The sequence below is a fragment of the Mesorhizobium sp. J18 genome (genome assembly GCF_007829525.1).
GTDB lineage: Bacteria > Pseudomonadota > Alphaproteobacteria > Rhizobiales > Rhizobiaceae > VLJP01.
This window is the reverse complement of the sequence record NZ_VLJP01000051.1, coordinates 1-17125: the sequence shown is the minus strand read 5'-3', so window position 1 is coordinate 17125 and position 17125 is coordinate 1. Positions and strand designations below refer to the sequence as shown.

General features: G+C 58.0%; 17 protein-coding genes. 4 read left to right on the top strand and 13 right to left on the bottom strand.

Features of this window, described 5'->3' with window-relative positions:
* Both L598_RS16675 and L598_RS16670 read left to right on the top strand, forming a co-directional pair.
* On the top strand, positions 1–801 hold an 801-nt coding region (locus L598_RS16675; protein ID WP_144864356.1), incomplete at its 5' end, for a mandelate racemase/muconate lactonizing enzyme family protein.
* A gap of 17 nt (positions 802–818) precedes the next feature.
* The gene (locus tag L598_RS16670; RefSeq protein ID WP_144864354.1) at positions 819–1553 is read left to right on the top strand and encodes an arylmalonate decarboxylase; all 735 of its coding nucleotides are present in this window, start codon (positions 819–821) and stop codon (positions 1551–1553) included.
* Between the two features lie 56 nt (positions 1554–1609).
* Here L598_RS16670 and L598_RS16665 read toward each other — a convergent pair whose 3' ends face one another.
* The 10 genes from L598_RS16665 to L598_RS16620 form a co-directional block, all read right to left on the bottom strand.
* On the bottom strand, positions 1610–2737 hold the full coding sequence (locus tag L598_RS16665; protein WP_144864352.1) for an FAD-dependent oxidoreductase: 1128 nt from the start codon (positions 2735–2737) through the stop codon (positions 1610–1612).
* A complete protein-coding gene (locus tag L598_RS16660; protein ID WP_144864350.1) occupies positions 2734–4173 on the bottom strand; it encodes an NAD(P)/FAD-dependent oxidoreductase in 1440 nt (479 codons plus the stop codon). The genes L598_RS16665 and L598_RS16660 overlap by 4 nt, the downstream gene beginning before the upstream one ends.
* Positions 4157–4444, bottom strand: a complete 288-nt coding sequence (locus L598_RS16655) for a (2Fe-2S)-binding protein (protein ID WP_144864348.1) — start codon at positions 4442–4444, stop codon at positions 4157–4159. Before L598_RS16655 ends, L598_RS16660 begins: the two co-directional genes overlap by 17 nt.
* A 23-nt stretch (positions 4445–4467) precedes the next feature.
* Positions 4468–5745, bottom strand: coding sequence for an FAD-dependent oxidoreductase (locus L598_RS16650; protein WP_144864346.1), 1278 nt, complete (start codon positions 5743–5745; stop codon positions 4468–4470).
* Positions 5746–6531, bottom strand: coding sequence for an ABC transporter permease (locus L598_RS16645; RefSeq protein ID WP_144864344.1), 786 nt, complete (start codon positions 6529–6531; stop codon positions 5746–5748).
* Positions 6528–7448: an ABC transporter permease gene (locus tag L598_RS16640; protein WP_186445074.1), complete on the bottom strand. Its 921-nt coding sequence runs from the start codon at positions 7446–7448 to the stop codon at positions 6528–6530. Before L598_RS16640 ends, L598_RS16645 begins: the two co-directional genes overlap by 4 nt.
* On the bottom strand, positions 7441–8517 hold the full coding sequence (locus L598_RS16635; RefSeq protein WP_144864339.1) for an ABC transporter ATP-binding protein: 1077 nt from the start codon (positions 8515–8517) through the stop codon (positions 7441–7443). The genes L598_RS16640 and L598_RS16635 overlap by 8 nt, the downstream gene beginning before the upstream one ends.
* A gap of 117 nt (positions 8518–8634) precedes the next feature.
* Positions 8635–9690 (bottom strand): ABC transporter substrate-binding protein, encoded by a 1056-nt coding sequence (locus L598_RS16630; protein ID WP_144864338.1) that lies wholly within the window; start codon positions 9688–9690, stop codon positions 8635–8637.
* 128 nt (positions 9691–9818) lie between these two features.
* Positions 9819–10142, bottom strand: a complete 324-nt coding sequence (locus L598_RS16625) for a RidA family protein (RefSeq protein WP_348642771.1) — start codon at positions 10140–10142, stop codon at positions 9819–9821.
* 167 nt (positions 10143–10309) lie between these two features.
* Positions 10310–11587: a four-carbon acid sugar kinase family protein gene (locus L598_RS16620; protein WP_281407409.1), complete on the bottom strand. Its 1278-nt coding sequence runs from the start codon at positions 11585–11587 to the stop codon at positions 10310–10312.
* Between the two features lie 174 nt (positions 11588–11761).
* On the opposite strand from L598_RS16620, the gene L598_RS16615 reads away from it, so the two are divergent.
* Entirely contained in the window at positions 11762–12523 is a 762-nt protein-coding gene (locus L598_RS16615; protein WP_144864334.1) for a GntR family transcriptional regulator, read from the top strand.
* 34 nt (positions 12524–12557) lie between these two features.
* On the opposite strand, the gene L598_RS16610 is transcribed toward L598_RS16615, so the two are convergent.
* The gene (locus L598_RS16610) at positions 12558–13796 is read right to left on the bottom strand and encodes an aminotransferase class III-fold pyridoxal phosphate-dependent enzyme (protein ID WP_144864332.1); all 1239 of its coding nucleotides are present in this window, start codon (positions 13794–13796) and stop codon (positions 12558–12560) included.
* A 219-nt stretch (positions 13797–14015) separates the two neighbouring features.
* On the opposite strand from L598_RS16610, the gene L598_RS16605 reads away from it, so the two are divergent.
* Entirely contained in the window at positions 14016–14681 is a 666-nt protein-coding gene (locus L598_RS16605) for a class II aldolase/adducin family protein (RefSeq protein WP_144864330.1), read from the top strand.
* Positions 14682–15079: 398 nt separating this feature from the next.
* Here the strand turns inward: L598_RS16605 and L598_RS16600 are convergent, their stop codons facing one another.
* Together L598_RS16600 and L598_RS16595 are read right to left on the bottom strand one after the other, a co-directional pair.
* Positions 15080–16636: an acetolactate synthase large subunit gene (locus L598_RS16600; protein WP_144864328.1), complete on the bottom strand. Its 1557-nt coding sequence runs from the start codon at positions 16634–16636 to the stop codon at positions 15080–15082.
* Between the two features lie 63 nt (positions 16637–16699).
* Positions 16700–17125: acyl-CoA dehydrogenase family protein (locus L598_RS16595; protein WP_281407398.1), on the bottom strand; the 426-nt coding region annotated here is incomplete at its 5' end.

Genomic DNA, 17125 nt, shown 5'->3' with positions numbered 1-17125 from the left:
ATTTGGCGGCTGCTCGGCGGTGCCCGGCCTCAGGTGCCGGTTTACGTGACCTGCGGCTTCAATTTCCTTGATATCGATCAGCTCGTCGACTCGGCGCGCCAGTGGGTGGGCCAAGGCTTTACGCGCCTGAAGATGACAGTTGCCGCAGAAGCCACCCGCCGTCGCGACCGGCAAAGCGTTTCCGATCTGATCGCCGAGGATGCGCGGCGGGTCAAAGCCGTGCGCGATGCCATCGGTCCAGGCCCGCGCATCTTCATCGACGCCAATTGCAATCTCGACCCCTTGCACGCTCTTAAGCTTGCCCAGGCGGTGGCGCCGTACGACATCGACTTCTTCGAGGAACCTGTATTGCGCAACGATGTAGCGCGCCTCTCCGACCTGCGCAGCCGCTGCCCAATACCTCTGGCGGCGGGACAGAACGAGGGCCTCTCCTATCGCTTCCGCGAGCTGTTATGCGCAGGCAGCGTCGATGTGCTCCAGCCCAATGTCGTAATCGGTGGCGGGTTCACGCAAACTCACAAGATAGCCGGAATGGCCGAGGCCTTCGCGACATCCATCGCCAATGGTGGTGGTTGGCCCTTCCATAATGCGCACCTGCATGCCGGCGTGGCGAATGGCGGGCTGGTTGAATATCACGTGCCCGCCGTCGCGGTCTGCGAGCAGATCTTTGACGGGCTTCCTGTCCCGCGAGACGGCAAGCTGGAAATGCCGGACACTCCCGGATTGGGGTTCGTGCCGAAGACGGAAGCGGTGCGCGAGATCGCACGGCGCGCCTCCGCTGCCGGCGGGGGCAAGGGCTAAGGAAAGGAGGAACATCCATGTCGCAACTGCCGACCATCGGGATGATCGTTCCGCCGGCCGATGGTGCCGTACCGCCAGAGCCGCCAGCCCTCTACGGTGATCGTGCGCGCTTCCTTGCCTGCGGTCTGGCACTCGAGCGGCTCTCAGCGGAGGGCTATGACGCCGTGATCGGCCATGTCGCCGATCTCGCGCGTACGCTCAAGACCCGCGGTGCCCGTGCCGTCTCGCTGATGGGGACCTCGTTGAGCTTCTATCGTGGGCCGGAATTCAATGCAGCCCTGATCGAAACGATGGAGGAGGCGACAGGCTTGCCCGCGTCGACCATGACCAGCGCAGTGATCGACGCGCTGAACATCGTCGGGGCCCGCCGTCTCGCCGTTGCCACAGCCTATCGCGACGACGTGAACCGCCGCCTGGCCAGCTATCTGGAATGGGCGGGCTTCGAAATTTTGAGCCTGCGCGCGCTCGACATCGCCGATGTCGAGGCGATCCAGGCCGTGAGCAGCGACGATCTCGTCTGGCTTGGCCGCGAAGCCTTCGAAGCTGCACCTTCGGCCGATGCTTTGTTCATTTCGTGTGGCGGCCTGCGCACTATGCCGGTCACTCCGATGCTTGAGGCCGCCTGCGGCGTTCCTGTCATCTCGAGTGCTATGGCGGGGGCATGGGGCGCGATGAGACTTGCCGGTCTTGATCCCAGGGCCTCGGGTTTTGGTCGCCTGTTCGAACTCACACCCAAACATTACCGCACATGAAAGCGCTAGATGTTTGATCCCAGACTTTGATGGTGCGGATCGTTAAGATATGAACGTCATGCCGAACCGGAAGACATGAAGCGGGCAATATGAAATGGCGTCAGCGAAACCGCCGGTGTTTCGCCGACGATGGTTTCAGCCAGAACGCGTCCGACGGCAGGTCCGAGATAAAACCCGTGCGTGGAATGAGCGAAGGAATGCCAGAAGCCTTCCTCATTCGCGCTCGGCCCGATAATGGAAAGCATATCGGGCGAGAGCCCTTCGATTCCACTCCAGCTTCGCACAACCTGTCCTTGTGCAAGAACGGGAAAAACCTCCGTAGCTGCCCGCAGATTATAGCCGAGCTTTGAATAATTGAGCGTCGTGTGACCGGTTTCCATCTCAGGCGTCCCTCGATACCCGCCACCGATCACAACCGTGCCATTCTCGAACTGCTTGATTGAAAGCATTCTGCGCGTCAAGCCAATGACCGTGCTCATCACCGGACGCATCGGTGCAAGGACCGTCATCATCAGAGCCACCGGGCGCACCGTCACCTTATCACCGGCCCAGCCAGCGACCTGCTCCCCCCAGGCACCAGCGCAATTAACGACGATCGGCGCCTCGAATACGTCCTTTGCCGTCGAGACCTCCCATACGCGCCCCCTGCGCCGGGCATTTGTGATCCGGGAACTGTTGAAAAACTGCGCGCCATGGCGCTCCGCCTTCGCACGAAAACCGTGGACGGTGCGAGCCGGTTGAGCATATCCACATTCGGGCGAAAAAATCCCCGCTATGCAGTTGCGTGCCAACTCCGGCTCAAGCCGAAAGAGCGATTGCCTGTCAAGGTGAACCTCCTTGATCGAACAGTGCCGCTCGACTCCCTCAGCGATCCTGTGCATCGGCTCTATGTCTTCATCCGCTTCGGCGATTTTGAGATGTCCGACCTGCCGGTATCCGCAATCATAACCGTCGAGGAGATCCTTGATTCCGTGCCACATCTTCAACGTCAATTCGGCAAGCGGCAACTCCGCCGTAAGGCGCGGAATATGGTGCACGCTGCCCGCATTGACACCCGAGGCGTGACGCGCCGGATAGGTTTGCTCAAAAACTGCGACCTTTAGTTGACGAACCGCAAGATGCATGGCGAGAGAACACCCATGTATTCCCGCCCCGATAATGATTGCGTCAAAAGACGTTCTCATGCCCTTGGCTCCAGCGGTATTCGTGATTCCGGCGGGATTTCCTTGACGCCAAGCGAGATTATCTCTTCCACGCCGACAGGTTTGATCGGCGGGCGAATACGCAGTTGGCCAACCTCTTGACAGGAAGGGACCGCTGTTCGAAGCAGCAATTCGCGCACAGTCGTTTCGCAGAAACGGCCCTGACAAGGGCCCATGCCGCAACGCAAGCGGGATTTGACGGAATTGATGTCGGCTGATGAGCGCCGCGCTTCCTCGCGTATGCGTGCTGCGGGGATCTCCTCGCAACGGCACACGAGTGTGCTGTCATTCAGATTGTCATACAGACCCGGAAATGGTGAGAACAAAGCATCTATAAACTTCCGGGGTTTCCCCAACCTCCGCAATTCCTTGAACAAGGGATCAGACAGCCGCTGGCGGGTGTCTCTGTCGATGCGGCCAAGGGCAAACGCCGCATCGATCGCCGCAATGCGGCCGGTGGCAGGTGCCGCGTCGGCACCCAGTATGGCACGGCCATCCCCGGCCACCGATATATGCGGTATGCTCGTCCGGCCAAATTCGTCACATGCGGGCAACCAGCTTCTTGTGCGCGCATCCCAAGCGTGATTCGCATTTGCGACCCGCGCCAAGCGCGTCTCCGGCTCAATACCTTGGTGCACAATCAGAGTTTCGGCCTGCAGCCGTCCGATTTGCCCCTCGTGTCTATATTCCACCGTCTCGATTTTGCCATTGCCGATTGCGCGGATTTGTGTGACCCTACCCAGAACCGGAATGCCTGATGCACGCAAACGCAGCAACATCGCAGCCCCTTTTGCGGCAAGGCGCGAAGAAAGAAAGCCGGCCAAAAACGGAGTTGCCCTTCGCCAATTCGATGCAGGTGTCGTATCGAGGACGGCTGAAACAGGCACTCCGCAGGCAAGGAATTGCGTTGCCAAAAGCAATAGCAACGGCCCGGAACCTGCCAGCACGACTGGATGTGACGGCACGATCCCTGCCGTCTTCAGCAGGATTTGTGCACCCCCTGCGGTCATTACACCGGGCAGCGTCCATCCTTCAAATGGAAAGGCGCGCTCAAGCGCGCCGGAGGCCAAGATGACATGCCGCGCGAGCACGAAACTCGTTTGGCTACCATCCGACATACAGGCGTGGCCATCCTGAGAAATATCCCAGACCAGAGATTTGAACATGCGGCGGCAATCCGAGGCCATGAACGCATCGATCAACGAACGGCCCTTGGCATAATCCTTTCCCAGAAAGGACCGGTCGAAATCCGGACTGCCGTGATGCCCCGCGTATATTTGCCCACCGGGTTGCCCCTTTTCGTCAACCACCAGCGTTTGAATCCCCAATTCGCGCGCCTGAAGAGCCGAGGCCATTCCCGCAGGTCCGGCCCCGACAATCAGAAGGTCAACCTCGTTGTCTTCAATAGTGTTCGACATGCCGCGAGCGCTCCACTTTCATGCCCTGCCGGACCTCAGTCATGCACGCGCGAACCCTCGTCTTGCCATTGATAATAACGGCACATTCGAAACAGGCGCCCATCATGCAAAACGGGCCGTGTGAGGCGCCCGACAGGCTTTCACGCCCCGCAATCTCCCCGCTCAGAAGCATGGCCGCCGCCACGGTGACTCCTACCGGAACGAGCACCTCACGACCGAACAACGTGATTTCCACCTGTTCGCCGGATGGATTCGCCAAGGATGAAAACATAGCCTCAACCTCGCTTCGGCGGCTTAACGCGAAAAGCGTTCGATCCGGTAGGGTGTAACGTCGATGTATGGTTTCCGTTCGGCCACCAGATCCGCAATGAGACGCCCGGTCGGCGCCGAACCCAGCAGACCCATCTGACCGTGGCCGAGCGCAAGGAAAAGGTTCGCAATCCGGTCGGTTTTGCCAATGATCGGCACAGTGTCCGGCGTTTGGGGTCGATGCCCCATCCACTCCGTCGCCATGCTGGTGTCGAGTCCAGGAAGCAGCGAAGCGCCGATCGACAGAAAACTGCGCGCACGGCGATAATCGGGCAACGCATCCAGTCCGGCCAGTTCCACCGTGCCGCCGATTCTCAAACCGGTCTCCATCGGCGTGATCGCAACCTTCCTGTCAATCACCATCAACATGCGCGAAAGGGTCGTTTTCGCACTGGAAATCGTGACGTGATACCCACGGTGGCTTTCAAGCGGGACCGAGTAGCCGAGACTCGCCAGCAGGCGCTTCGACCACATGCCCGCGGCCATGACGACGCCATCGACCTGCTGCACACCACGATCCGTCTGAACAGCGCCGATGCCGCCATTGTTCAGCACGAAGCCATTGACCTCTTCCCGGCGAAATTCGACGCCTTCCGCTATCGCCTTGTCGGCAATCGCGACGCAAAGGCGATAGGGATTGCGGCAATAGCCGTTTCCGGGAATGTTGAGACCGACTTCAAAACGGCGACCAAGGTCCGGTTCCAGTTCGCCAATCTGGTCGGCATTGAGTTCGATCAGATCGTGACCGCTCGAGTTCCAGATTTTCCGCGAGATTTGCGCCTTTTCATAGTTCTTGCGCGAAACCCAGACATAAAGCTGCCCCGGAACCTGTATGAGATCACTCACTCCGGCCCATTTGGCGAGTTCAATATGAGACGTCGCCGAATGGCTGTTGAGTGCATTCAGAGCGCGTGCATTGTGGAGAACACGCTCAAGACTGGATTCACGCCAGAATTTCCAGAGCCATCCGGCTGCGCGCGGAAAATGCCTTGGCCTGATAACCAGGGGACCTTCCTGATCGAGTATCCAGCCCGGTACGTCCTTCAACATGCCGGGAAGGCTGAGCGGAGTCGCTGCCAGGCTCTGGACCCCGCCCAGATTGCCGAAAGACGTCGTCTCTCCGGGCCCGCGGCGGTCATACAGGATGACCCTGTGTCCTTCCCGCACCAAATAGGCAGCGCAGCATATGCCGACGATACCCGCACCGATGACCGCAATTGTTTTGCCTTGTGGCACCGATTGCGCCGTGTAGCCGGAGTTCATCTAGCTGCGTCCTCTTTTCAGGAACCTGTCCATCTGCACGGTCCGCGCCGTGATGACTAGCACCGCCAGTGTTATGATGACGACGCCCGACGAGATTGCCGTCAGCGTCGGGTCGAGGGGCGACCAATCGAGCGTGGTGTAGATCTGAACCGGAAGCGTCACCGTGGTGGATGTGGAAAGAAAGAGCGATACTTCGAGCGCGCCGAACGAGATCAGAAAGGCAAAACCCCAACCTGCGGCAAGGCTCCAAAGTATCAATGGCAGGGTTATCAGCACGAATGTCCGAAACTGCGACGCACCGAGGCTCCGGGCCGCCAGCTCAAGACTCCCATCCACCGAGCGCAGCCCGACCAGAATGAGTGAAAGAGCGAATGGCACTGTCATGACGACATGTGCGGCAATCAATGGCCAGCTGCTGCCGCCAAATCCCACCCATGAATATCCGATGAGAAACGCCAGCCCCAGAAAAACAGCGGGAAGCATCGCCGGCGTCATGGCCAGAAGGTAGACGGCATTATTGATCCGGCTGGAGAACCGGACGATCGCCAGCCCGAGCGGCAGAGCAAGCACCGTGGCCGCAGTGGCGCTGATTGCCCCCAGCACAAGGCTGAAGGCGAGAGACTGAAGAAGCGCTCTCTGTTCCAATGCCGCGAAATACCACTTTAGGGAAATGCCCTGCGGCGGAAAGACGACAAAGGATGTTTCAGTCAGCGATCCGATGCTGATTGCCAGTATCGGCGAAATCAGAAAGATCACGAACAGGAGCACATAGGCGCGAAGGATCATGTCTCGCTTCCTGCGTTCATCGAACCGGATATGGTTCCAGTCTTGCTCGTCCTGAGGTTGGCGCGCATCGCTCCGATCTGCGCATAAAGGCTGGAAATGAAGAGAAGAACGGTTGTCGAAATTAGCAGGACGACCGCCATTGCCGCGCCACTTGGCCAATTGTAGAGGCTGATGGCTTGTTGATAGACCAGATAGGACAGAAACTTGTGCCGCGTTCCGCCCAGCAGCGTTGGGGTTGCATAGGCGCTCATGCTCAGCACGAAAACCAGCAATGCTCCCGTGCGAAGGCCCGGCAAGCTCAATGGAAAGGTTATGGTTCGAAACGCCGTGGCTGGGGAGGCTCCTAGTCCCCGCGCGGCACGTATCCATGATTGGTCGATGCTCTGGAGCGATGCGGCGATGGATATGACCATGAACACCACAAGAACATGCACCAGGCCGACAACGATTGCCGTCTCATTATACATGAGTTGTCGAGACGTATCGAGGATGCCCAATCCGGCGAGGGTGAGGTTTATCACCCCGTTGCGGCCAAGGAGGATCAACCAACCATATGACATCACCGTTACGCTGGTGACGAGCGGCATCAGCAGAATGATGAACATTGCAGTTTGCCGCCAGCCGGTGGAGCGGATGAGATAGACGGCGATTGGATAACCGAGCAAGGCACAAAACAGCGTGGTCAGCAGGCTCAGCCTTATCGTCCTCCACAACACCTCAAAGTAAAATCCGTCGCCGAGGAGTTCGACATAGTTGCCCAACTGGTAATTGGGAATGATCCCGACCTGCGGATCATATTCGACGAAGCTGATGCGAATGAGGTTGAATACAGGAAGCAGATAAAGCAGTCCCAGAACGATGAGCGGAGGTATGAGCAGAAGCAGCCATCCGCGCCTAGAAAGCGCATATTTATGCATTGACATGTTCCGATGCGACGAGGAAGCAATCCGATGGGCGCCAACGCAGCGTCACCGTATCGCCAACCTTTCTCATCAAGGAATGAGGCTGGCTCTGCCAGACCAGAAAGCGCGCCTCACCCTTTCGCACGACCCATTCGGTTCTGTGACCAAGGAACAGCAGACGCTCCACGGTGCCCTCAACCGTATTCCACTGACCATTCATATCCGCCTTTTCGGCCAGTTCGATATGCTCCGGCCTGACCAGCAGCTTGACCTTCGAATTATTGGCTATCGATTGGTTTTTGCGGACGGAAAATTCGCCCAGTCCGTCCACCATAACCTTGTCATGGCCCATCGCGCGACCGTCGAATACATTCGTTTCTCCAACGAACCTGGCGACGAATAGACTCGACGGATTGCTATAAACCTCATTCGGGATATCGATCTGCTCGATGCGGCCCTTGTACATCACGGCGATCCGATCGGCGATCGCCATCGCTTCTTCCTGATCGTGCGTGACCATCACGGTCGCCACATCCAGTTCGCGTAACAGGTCAAGAAGCTCGGTGCGCATTTCGAGCCTGAGCCGCGCGTCAAGATTGCTGAATGGCTCATCCAACAGCAGCAGCCGCGGACGTATGACGATTGCGCGCGCAAAAGCGATGCGCTGCTGCTCACCGCCGGAAAGTTGCGCGGGCCGTTTGGAAGCCGTGTGCGGCAAACGTACCAGAGTCAGCGCATCCCCGACCCTTGTCGTAATCTCCTTCTTCTCCAGACCGCGCATTCGCAGGCCGAACGCAACATTGTCAAAAACCGACATGTGCGGGAACAAGGCATAATTCTGGAACATTATGCCGATGTTGCGCTTTTCAGGGGGCATCCCATCCAGAGGCTCGCCCTTGATGGTGACTTGCCCGCGGTCGGGCTTTACAAAGCCCGCCAGCACCTGAAGCGTCGTGGTCTTGCCACAACCGGACGGTCCCAGAAGGCAGAGACGCTCGCCGGCCCTTATTGAGAAGGATACGTTTTCAAGTACGCGCTGCGAACCGTATGAGTGTTCAAGACCGGCGACGTGCAGATATTCCATGCCAATGTTCTCGCAATGGCCGCAATGCGGCCCAGATGCGGCGACCACGCAACGGTCACCGCCGGGGGGTCCAATCAAGACCGGTTTGATCCGGATGTCTTGTCAGACAATCAAGATTCAACGTTCGATTTCGCGATTCCAACGCTCGGTCCAAGCCGCACGATTGGCATTGATGACCGACCAATCAGGCTTGTCGAGCTTGCTGATAGCCTCGTCGCCATAAGTCAGACCCTCCGCGACATCGGCGGGCAGAACGACATTCTTGTTGGACGGTCCGATGCGCGACTCGCGTGCAAAGAATGTCTGCATTTCATCGCTCATCAGATAGTCGATCAGCTTCTGGCCCATCTCCGGATTGGGGCCATTCTTGACGAGGTTGAGCATCGGCATAACGATGGGCGCGCCCTCGGTCGGATAGACGAAATTGAGCTTGAACCCGGTCGAATTCACAAAGCGGGCCATTTCCGAATTGGTCCAGACCGTTACCCACGCCTCACCCTGCTGGAAATATTGGCTGAAGTCTGCGCCCTTGGTGAACTCGATCACATTTTCCGAAACTTCCTTCATCTTTTCGAAGCCGGGCGTGATGTTGTTCACATCGCCGCCATTGGCCTTGGCCAGCATAAGAAGCGCAAACAGACCCGGCGTCGCATCGATCGATGACATCACGATACGCCCCTTGAACCGGGGATCGGCGAGATCGTTCCATGATTTGGGAGGCTCGACGCCGGCCTTCTCAAGTGCTTCCGGCGAATAGACGATTCCCATGGCGAGCATTCCATATCCCACGCCGATATTATCGACACCGAGCGCCGCCGGCACGACATTCTTCAGGTTCGGAACAGTCGTTTCGTCTATGGGTGCAAGGAGACCGAGCTCACGAGCTACGGATTGCGGCCCGTCATCCTGACACACGACATCCAGTTCGGGCGCATTGCGCTGGGCCTGCATCTGGGAAGTAAAATAGGTCGATACGCCCGGAACATAACGAACCTTGACGTTGTTTGCCTTTTCAAACGGAGGCAGCATCTTTTCCTGAAAGCGCGCCTGAGAGGCTCCACCCCAGCAACCGAACACGACCTCACCGGCAGCGTAGGCGCTGGCGGGCAATGCCGTCGTGGCCATCGCTGCGACAAACAAGATCGAATGAACATTCCTTCTCAGAAATCTCATGGCAGTCTCCCATTACTTGGGACGCTTGAACACGGTGCGGCCCGGACCGATTACCCCGAATTCTGCAATGGCAAGCCTCGCCCTGCTTTTATTCTCGCCCTGCCCTCAGGCACCTTCCGGCCCTGAGCTTATTTTGCCGCGACCGCCGTGATTTCGATCAACACCCCGTTGCCAAGATCGTTGACGCCAATGGTCGCACGCGCGGGCCGGACGTCGGACGGAAGCCATTCGGCCCACGCTTCGTTCATCAATGGACGCTGGTTGAGATCCGTTACGAAGATCGTCGCTGAAAGCAGACGTGTCTTGTCCGTGCCTTGCTCCGCGAGAACCGCATCGATCTTTTCCGTAATCTCCGCCGTCTGGCCTTTCATGTCCTTGGTGAGATCAGTTGCAATCAAACCGCCGACATAGACCATACCTCCATGCTCAACGGCCTTGTGGCCTATCGACATCGGGCCGGTTCTCGTGATCATCCATGATCTCCTTTGCTTGTAGTTATATGATATATCTACATTCAGTAATTGCCTTGTCAACACCGTATCCACGGTACAATTGCAGGTGACGTATACATTTTGGGGACAGCCGCGCGCATTGCGCGAAAGCCGCGCGGACGGTCGTTTCAGCCCTTCTCCCGCATTTGGTCCAGGGCTTTGGCGAACACATCGTCGGAGCCCAGCTTGCCGGATTTCAGGAACAGCATCATCGGGGCCGGATAGGCGGCGTGGCAAAAGCCGCTGCCCAGTTGCGTAGGTGGTAGCGCTGTCACTTCTTCTATGCCCAAAGCATCTATAATGGCCCCGGATGTCTCTCCGCCGGACACGACCAGACGGCGAACTCCCATCTCGAACAGGCCCTTTGCTATTCCTGCAAGCAGGCGCTCGGCCTTGCGCGCGGCCTCAATTTGACCGAGAACCGACTGTGCCCTTGCCACGTCCGAATATTCCCTGGCGGTCGAAACACCAAATGGCCGATCCCCGATGTTCTTGCGTGCCCAATCCAAAGCCGCTTCAACCACCGCATTTTCTCCGCGCGGATCGAGCAGGCCGATGGTGTAAAAAGGATGTTCTTCCGCGAAGGCCGCGATTTGCGCCGAGGCGGTCGGCCCCACGCTTCCCACGATCACCGCTCCCGGCCCGCCGATCTTCTGCGGCACACCGTTCGATACGGGCGCATTTGCCTGCCGAGCGAATAGACGCGCAAAGCCCTCGATGACAGGATCGCTTGCAACGAGAACGACATTATTTTCAACCGCGAGGCGAACGGTAATGTCCACATCATTATCGTCACTCGTATCGGCAAGCACATATTTCGCGCCATCGTCAACAAGCATTCGAAACCGTTCGCACGCAGCCTGAAAGCCTTGGACCAGATATCTGTGAGAAAGCAGTGCTACCGGGGAACGGGTCTGCAACGAAAGAAAACGAACCAGATCCGGGTCACTCATTGGAGTCAACGGATCCTGCGCCTTGATGGATTCCGAAACCAGCCGCTCGCGATAGAAAAGATAGCCCTGATGTACTGTGCATCCGAATACCGGGTAGCCCGCACTCATCAGGACAGGTAAGCCGCCTTCCAAGTCCGAAAGTATGTCCGCGGCTGGGCCGATATTCCCCAGTTCGGTCGAATCGAAACTCGCGCACGCCTTGTAGATGATTGATGCGCACCCTGCAGATTTCAATGCATTCGCGGCCTGCGATATGATCTTCCGGCTCTCATCGACCGGCAAAAGACGCGAGCGCGTCGCAATTATAAGCACGCTGGCGTCGTGCTGCTCCGGCAAGTAATCGGACCTGAAATAGACCGGTGCGCGAATGGAGGCCCCTTCGAGAAGTCCCGCCACAAGAAGCGCACCCGTGAAATCGTCAGCAATTATGCCCAGCCGGCCAGACAGTTCCATTTCGCCATCCTCGCCTCACGGCGCGACAACGCGCCAGGCGCAACATAATAGCATCAATTTTATATATGATATATTTTTCAAGGCAACGCATCGGACACGGCAGCGTGAAATCCATGATATATTTTGTATCGCAATTCTGATAGAGCACCCGAAAAGATAGCGAACCAAAGGTCCATGCAACAAGGCGTTCAAACCATAGCGCGCGATAACCTCACCTCTCGCGTATACAATCAATTGCGAGCCTCATTAATGGAAGGCAAATTCTGGCCCGGCCATCGGTTCAAGATTCGCGAATTGGCAGCGGCCATGGGTGTTTCCGAAACACCGGTGCGCGAAGCGGTGATGCAACTCGTGCGCGAAAAAGGCCTAGAGATGAAGGCCGCCAAATCAATTACGGTCGCGCAATTGAGTCTGGCCCAGTATCTGGAACTACGCGACATTCGTTTGCATCTGGAAGGCATGGCCAGCGAGGTTGCGACTTCCAAGATCGACAACGATACCATCCAGAAGCTTCACAGGTTCCATGAGGAACTCATCAAGGCCGAGGATGAAGGCCGTTGGCCGGATGCGCTGCTGGCCAATTGGAAGTTCCATCATACGATCTATCGTGCCGCGGAGATGCCGGAGCTTCTTGCGCTAATTGAGGGTATCTGGTTGCGAAACGGTCCACTCGTGAATTTTCAATACCCCCATGCGCGTCCTACCTATCCCGGAAAGCACCAACATCTGAACGTGTTGAGTGCGCTGGGCAGGCGTGATCCCGTCGCAGTGCGTCAGGCCATGCAGAACGATTTGAAGGAAGGCGGCGTGGGCCTTGTACGGCTGCTGGAAAAGATCGAGTCGGGCGAAATAGACAGTGAGGATCTCAGGCGTGAAGCCGCAGGCAATGTAAAGCCTGAACCGGACCGAGCCGTTGGCTCACCGGCCTTGCGATGAGCATTTCCTTTCCAATCGCAGTTTATTGGATTGCTTATACCGGCTCGAAATCGGCAACCTGAGCGACGATTTTCAGCGCTTCGTCGGTAATCTGAAGGGTTTCGTCGATTATTTCGGGCGTATGCGCCGTCGACAGAAACATCGTGTGTGCCGGGTGAAAGTAAGCACCCCGTTTGAGGGCCTCGACGCAAAATCTGGTTCCCATGACGCAATTCTTGTCGCCCTCGAACAGGAAGACCGGCATCTGCACCGGCCCACTCTGACGCAAGGGGAGACCGTATTTCTCGGCCTGCGCCTGTATTCCATCTCGCAACCGCTGACCTGAAGCCGTCATAAGCGAAATCGCGTCCGAGGACTTCAGCTTGGTGATGGTTGCAATGGAAGCAGCCATGGCAACCCCTGCCGTCCAGAATGAACCAGTGGTGAATATACTCGCCGCCGCCTTCCGAAACCGGTCATTGCCCGTCACCGCCGCAAGCGCACGCCCATTTGCAATTGCTTTGCTCCATGCGGCCAGATCGGGACGCACCCCCACCAACTCCCAGCTTCCGCCCAGATCCAGCCTGAACCCCGCTCGGACATCATCGACGATCAACGCGGCATCGGCCTCGTCTGCCATCTTCCGCGCCGCGCGGGCAAATTCCAGCGTTGGCATCTCGTGCATCTTTCCCAGATCATGCTTGAACGCCGACACGAGAATTGCCGCCAGATCCCCCTTTACGCTGTCGGCAGCGGCTTCGAGACTGCCGACATCATTGAATTGGTAATAGACAATATGGGCGCGGTCTTCTGCGGTCACCCCTTCGAGAGATGGCGTACACCACGGGATCGCTCCGTGATAAGCGCCCTCTGCGACCAGTATCTTGCGCTTGCGTGTCCCCGCACGTGCTATAGTAACGCAGGCGGTGGTAGCGTCGGTCCCATTTTTTGAAAACAGTGCCCAATCCGCGTGCGGGATCGTATCGATCATCAATTCGGCCAGTTCGACCAGTCTGGGAGTGGGGCCGTTCAAACCGTCGCCCAATTTGATCTGCCGTGCCGCCGCTTCTTCGACATCCGGATCGCCATACCCCAAAATCATGGGACCCCAAGCACACATGTAATCAATGTAGCTACGGCCATTCGCATCCCATGTGCGGCACCCTTCTCCCCGCACAAAATATTGCGGATAGCCGGCCGGAACCCTGCTGACGCTTTGATGCCCCCACATTCCACCCGGAATCACTTTTTCCGCACGGGCCCTCAAGGCGGCATCGGGAGATTGTGCTGTCATCTTTTCATTCCTGAATCGCTATCTTTGCATTTCGATATATCATGTATCCTATTCGAGCAAGTCCCTTGTTGGGATGATCGAATCTGCGTTGATCGTCGTGCTGCGCCGCATTGATCCGATCCCCATGGGGAAACCAAGTTGACGACCCTTATGATATATCATACATCATTTAGATATCCCGCTCAATGATGAGCATCAACAGCTCCGGGAGGCCACGACATGAGCTCAAAAGATTTGCGCGCCGTATTGATCGACGCATGTCTGCAAGCCGATAGGCTGGGGCTGAACAGCGGCACTGCGGGAAATCTCAGCGTTCGCTACGCAGACCGGATGCTCATTACGCCAACCGGCATCGCCTGTTGCGACTTGAAGCAGAATATGATCGTCGAATGTGCTCTCGATGGTGGTCATTCTGGGCGCTGGCGCCCGTCGAGCGAGTGGAACATGCACGCGGAAATCTACAAGGCTTTTCCTGAGGCTCAGGCGGTGGTTCATGCACATCCCGACAATTGCGTCGCCCTGTCCTGTCTGCGCAAGCCGCTGCCTGCCTTTCACTATATGATCGCAAGCTTCGGAGGCGACGACGTGCCCTGTTCCGCCTACGCATGTTTCGGCAGCCGCGAACTTGCACAGGCAGCCGTTCAAGCATTGCAGGGCCGCAATGCATGTTTGCTCGCCAATCATGGAATGATCTGCTTCTCCGATTCGGCGGACAAGGCGGTGGCAAACGCAGCCAAGCTCGAAACTCTCGCGCGCCAGTATCTCAAGGCACACACAATCGCCTCGCCCGTGCTCCTTGACGAAGCCGAGATGAGGACTGTGCGCTCGCAATATCGGACATATGGTCAGCAGCCCGCGGCAGATATTTCAGGGAACGACTCTTGAGCAAAAGGTGTGACCTTGCATTGATCGACACCACATATAGACAAGCTGCATTCCGCGCAGGATATAGATCAGCTACATGAAATCGCTCGAAAAGGCCGCGCCGCCGTGTCATCGACTGATTGCGCCGTACAGGCAAGGCTATGTACAGTAAGGCATTAGTGCCGCTGATCTGTTCACCGCGCTTTACTTTTCCGAGCTATGCCTTGACCCAAAAAAGATCCCGGTTGAGTAGAGCACTACCGCGCTGTACTTTCAACCGTGCATAACACCGCTATTCAAGCTCAAACCGCCTCCCCTGTGCGCCGACTGACCCAAAGAGATTACCGATCTCGGCGGATGGCAGAGATGCGTGGCGAAACAGGAGGTGGCGTGCTTCGGCACTTGCCCGTCATAGGGCATTAACCGGCCATCAGCGCCTCGATCAGGAAGGGGCCACGGCGAGAAAGCCCGATATTCAATAGCTTCGTAAACTGGTCTGCGCTTTCAGCCCGCGCGGCTTCCACGCCCATGCCCCTGGCCAAAGAACACCAATCGAGTGCAGGATCGACTATCTCCAGCATACGGCGGGCATTGCGGCCGAAATCATTCACGCCGACATTGCGCATCTCACCCTTGAGAATGGAGTAGCCACGATTGGAGAAGACGATCGTAAGCACATCCAGGTCCTCCCTCGCCTGTGTCCACAGGCCCTGAATAGTGTACATACCGCTGCCGTCGGCCTGCAGGGCAATCACCTTGCGATCCGGACAGGCAATGCCGGCGCCGACCGCCAGCGGAATGCCTTCGCCGATGGCGCCGCCGGTAAGCGGAATATGATCGTGCGGTTTGAGGCCCGGTGCAAGCGCCGCCAGCCGACCGGCGGATGTGATGGATTCCTCGCAGATAATGGCATTTTCCGGCAGGGCATGCGCAACCGCGACGGAGATGCTGTCGGCATTCAGCTCGCCAGTGGGAGCTGCAATCTCGTGCTGCGTGAAGCGGTTGGGGGCGAAAGGCGAGTCCTTTCGTATCCCGATTTCCTCGGCCAGCGCGTCGAGCACCTTAGCGAGATCGCTTTCATGGCCCGCCAATTCAATGACCTTGCAATCGGGCTGAAGCATGGTGCTCGGTTTGCCTGGGTATGCGAAAAAGCTGACCGGCTGCTTGCCGCCGACACAGATCGCGACCTCGAATTGGCGCAGCGCTGCGATTGCTTGATCTACATTGTAGGGGATTGGACGCGCCGCAACACGCCCTGCCCCGCGTTCGGTGCGGTCGGACGTCTGCGAGAACAAAGCCGCACCGGTGGCGACCGATATTCGGCCTGCGGTTTCCAGGGCATTGGCGCGCAGAGCCCGCCCGGCAAGTATGATGACAGTGCGCTTTCCGTCGCGCAAAGCCGTGGCAGCAGCCGACAAGGCTGCGCTCGAAATAGCCGGCCGTTCCGGCAGCGTCACCGGCGAAAGCGCCTCGGGCTTGACATCGCCCCAGGCAGCATTGGCCGGCAGGATCATAGTGGAGACACCGCGTCTCATCAGCGCTTCCATATAGGCTTCTTCCGTTCTGGCGCGGACGTCGGCCGCGTCAGCGATGCGGCCGACCCAGTGCGACATAGGTCGCGCGAGGCTTTCGATATCGCTGGTCAATGGGGCGTCATGGGCCAGGTGATAGGTGGCATGGTCGCCCACCACGTTGATTATCGGCGTGCGGGCGCGGCGGGCGTTGTGCAGATTGGCAAGGCCATTGGCGAGACCCGGCCCAGTGTGCAGCAGCGTGGCGGCTGGTTTGTCGGCCATGCGCGCATAGCCGTCGGCAGCACCGGTCACCACGCCTTCCGAGAGCCCAAGCACACAACGCATTGCAGGTTTGCGATCGAGCGCTGCCACGAAGTGCATTTCCGAGGTGCCGGGGTTGGCGAAGCAGACATCGACGTTGTTGACCAGCAATACGTCGCAAAGCATGTCAGCGCCGTTCATCGTGTTCCCTTTCGTCTGTAGTCAGGAAAACAGCGACATCCAATACCAGGCCGGAAAGTTGGCTCAGAAGAACGCCTGCAGCCCTGTCTGGGCGCGGCCCAGGATGAGGGCGTGGACATCGTGCGTGCCCTCATAGGTGTTGACCGTCTCCAGGTTCTGCGCATGGCGCATCACATGATATTCGATCTGGATGCCGTTGCCGCCATGCATGTCGCGGGCGGCCCGCGCAATCTCCAGCGCCTTGCCGCAATTGTTGCGCTTGACGATCGAGATCATCTCAGGGGCAAACTTGCCCTCATCCATCAGACGCCCGACGCGTAGGCTCCCCTGCAGCCCGAGCGCGATCTCGGTCTGCATGTCGGCAAGCTTCTTCTGGAAAAGCTGGGTGCCGGCCAAAGGCTTGCCGAACTGCTTGCGATCGAGCCCGTATTGCCGGGCGCGGAACCAGCAGTCCTCCGCCGCCCCCATGGCGCCCCAGGAGATGCCGTA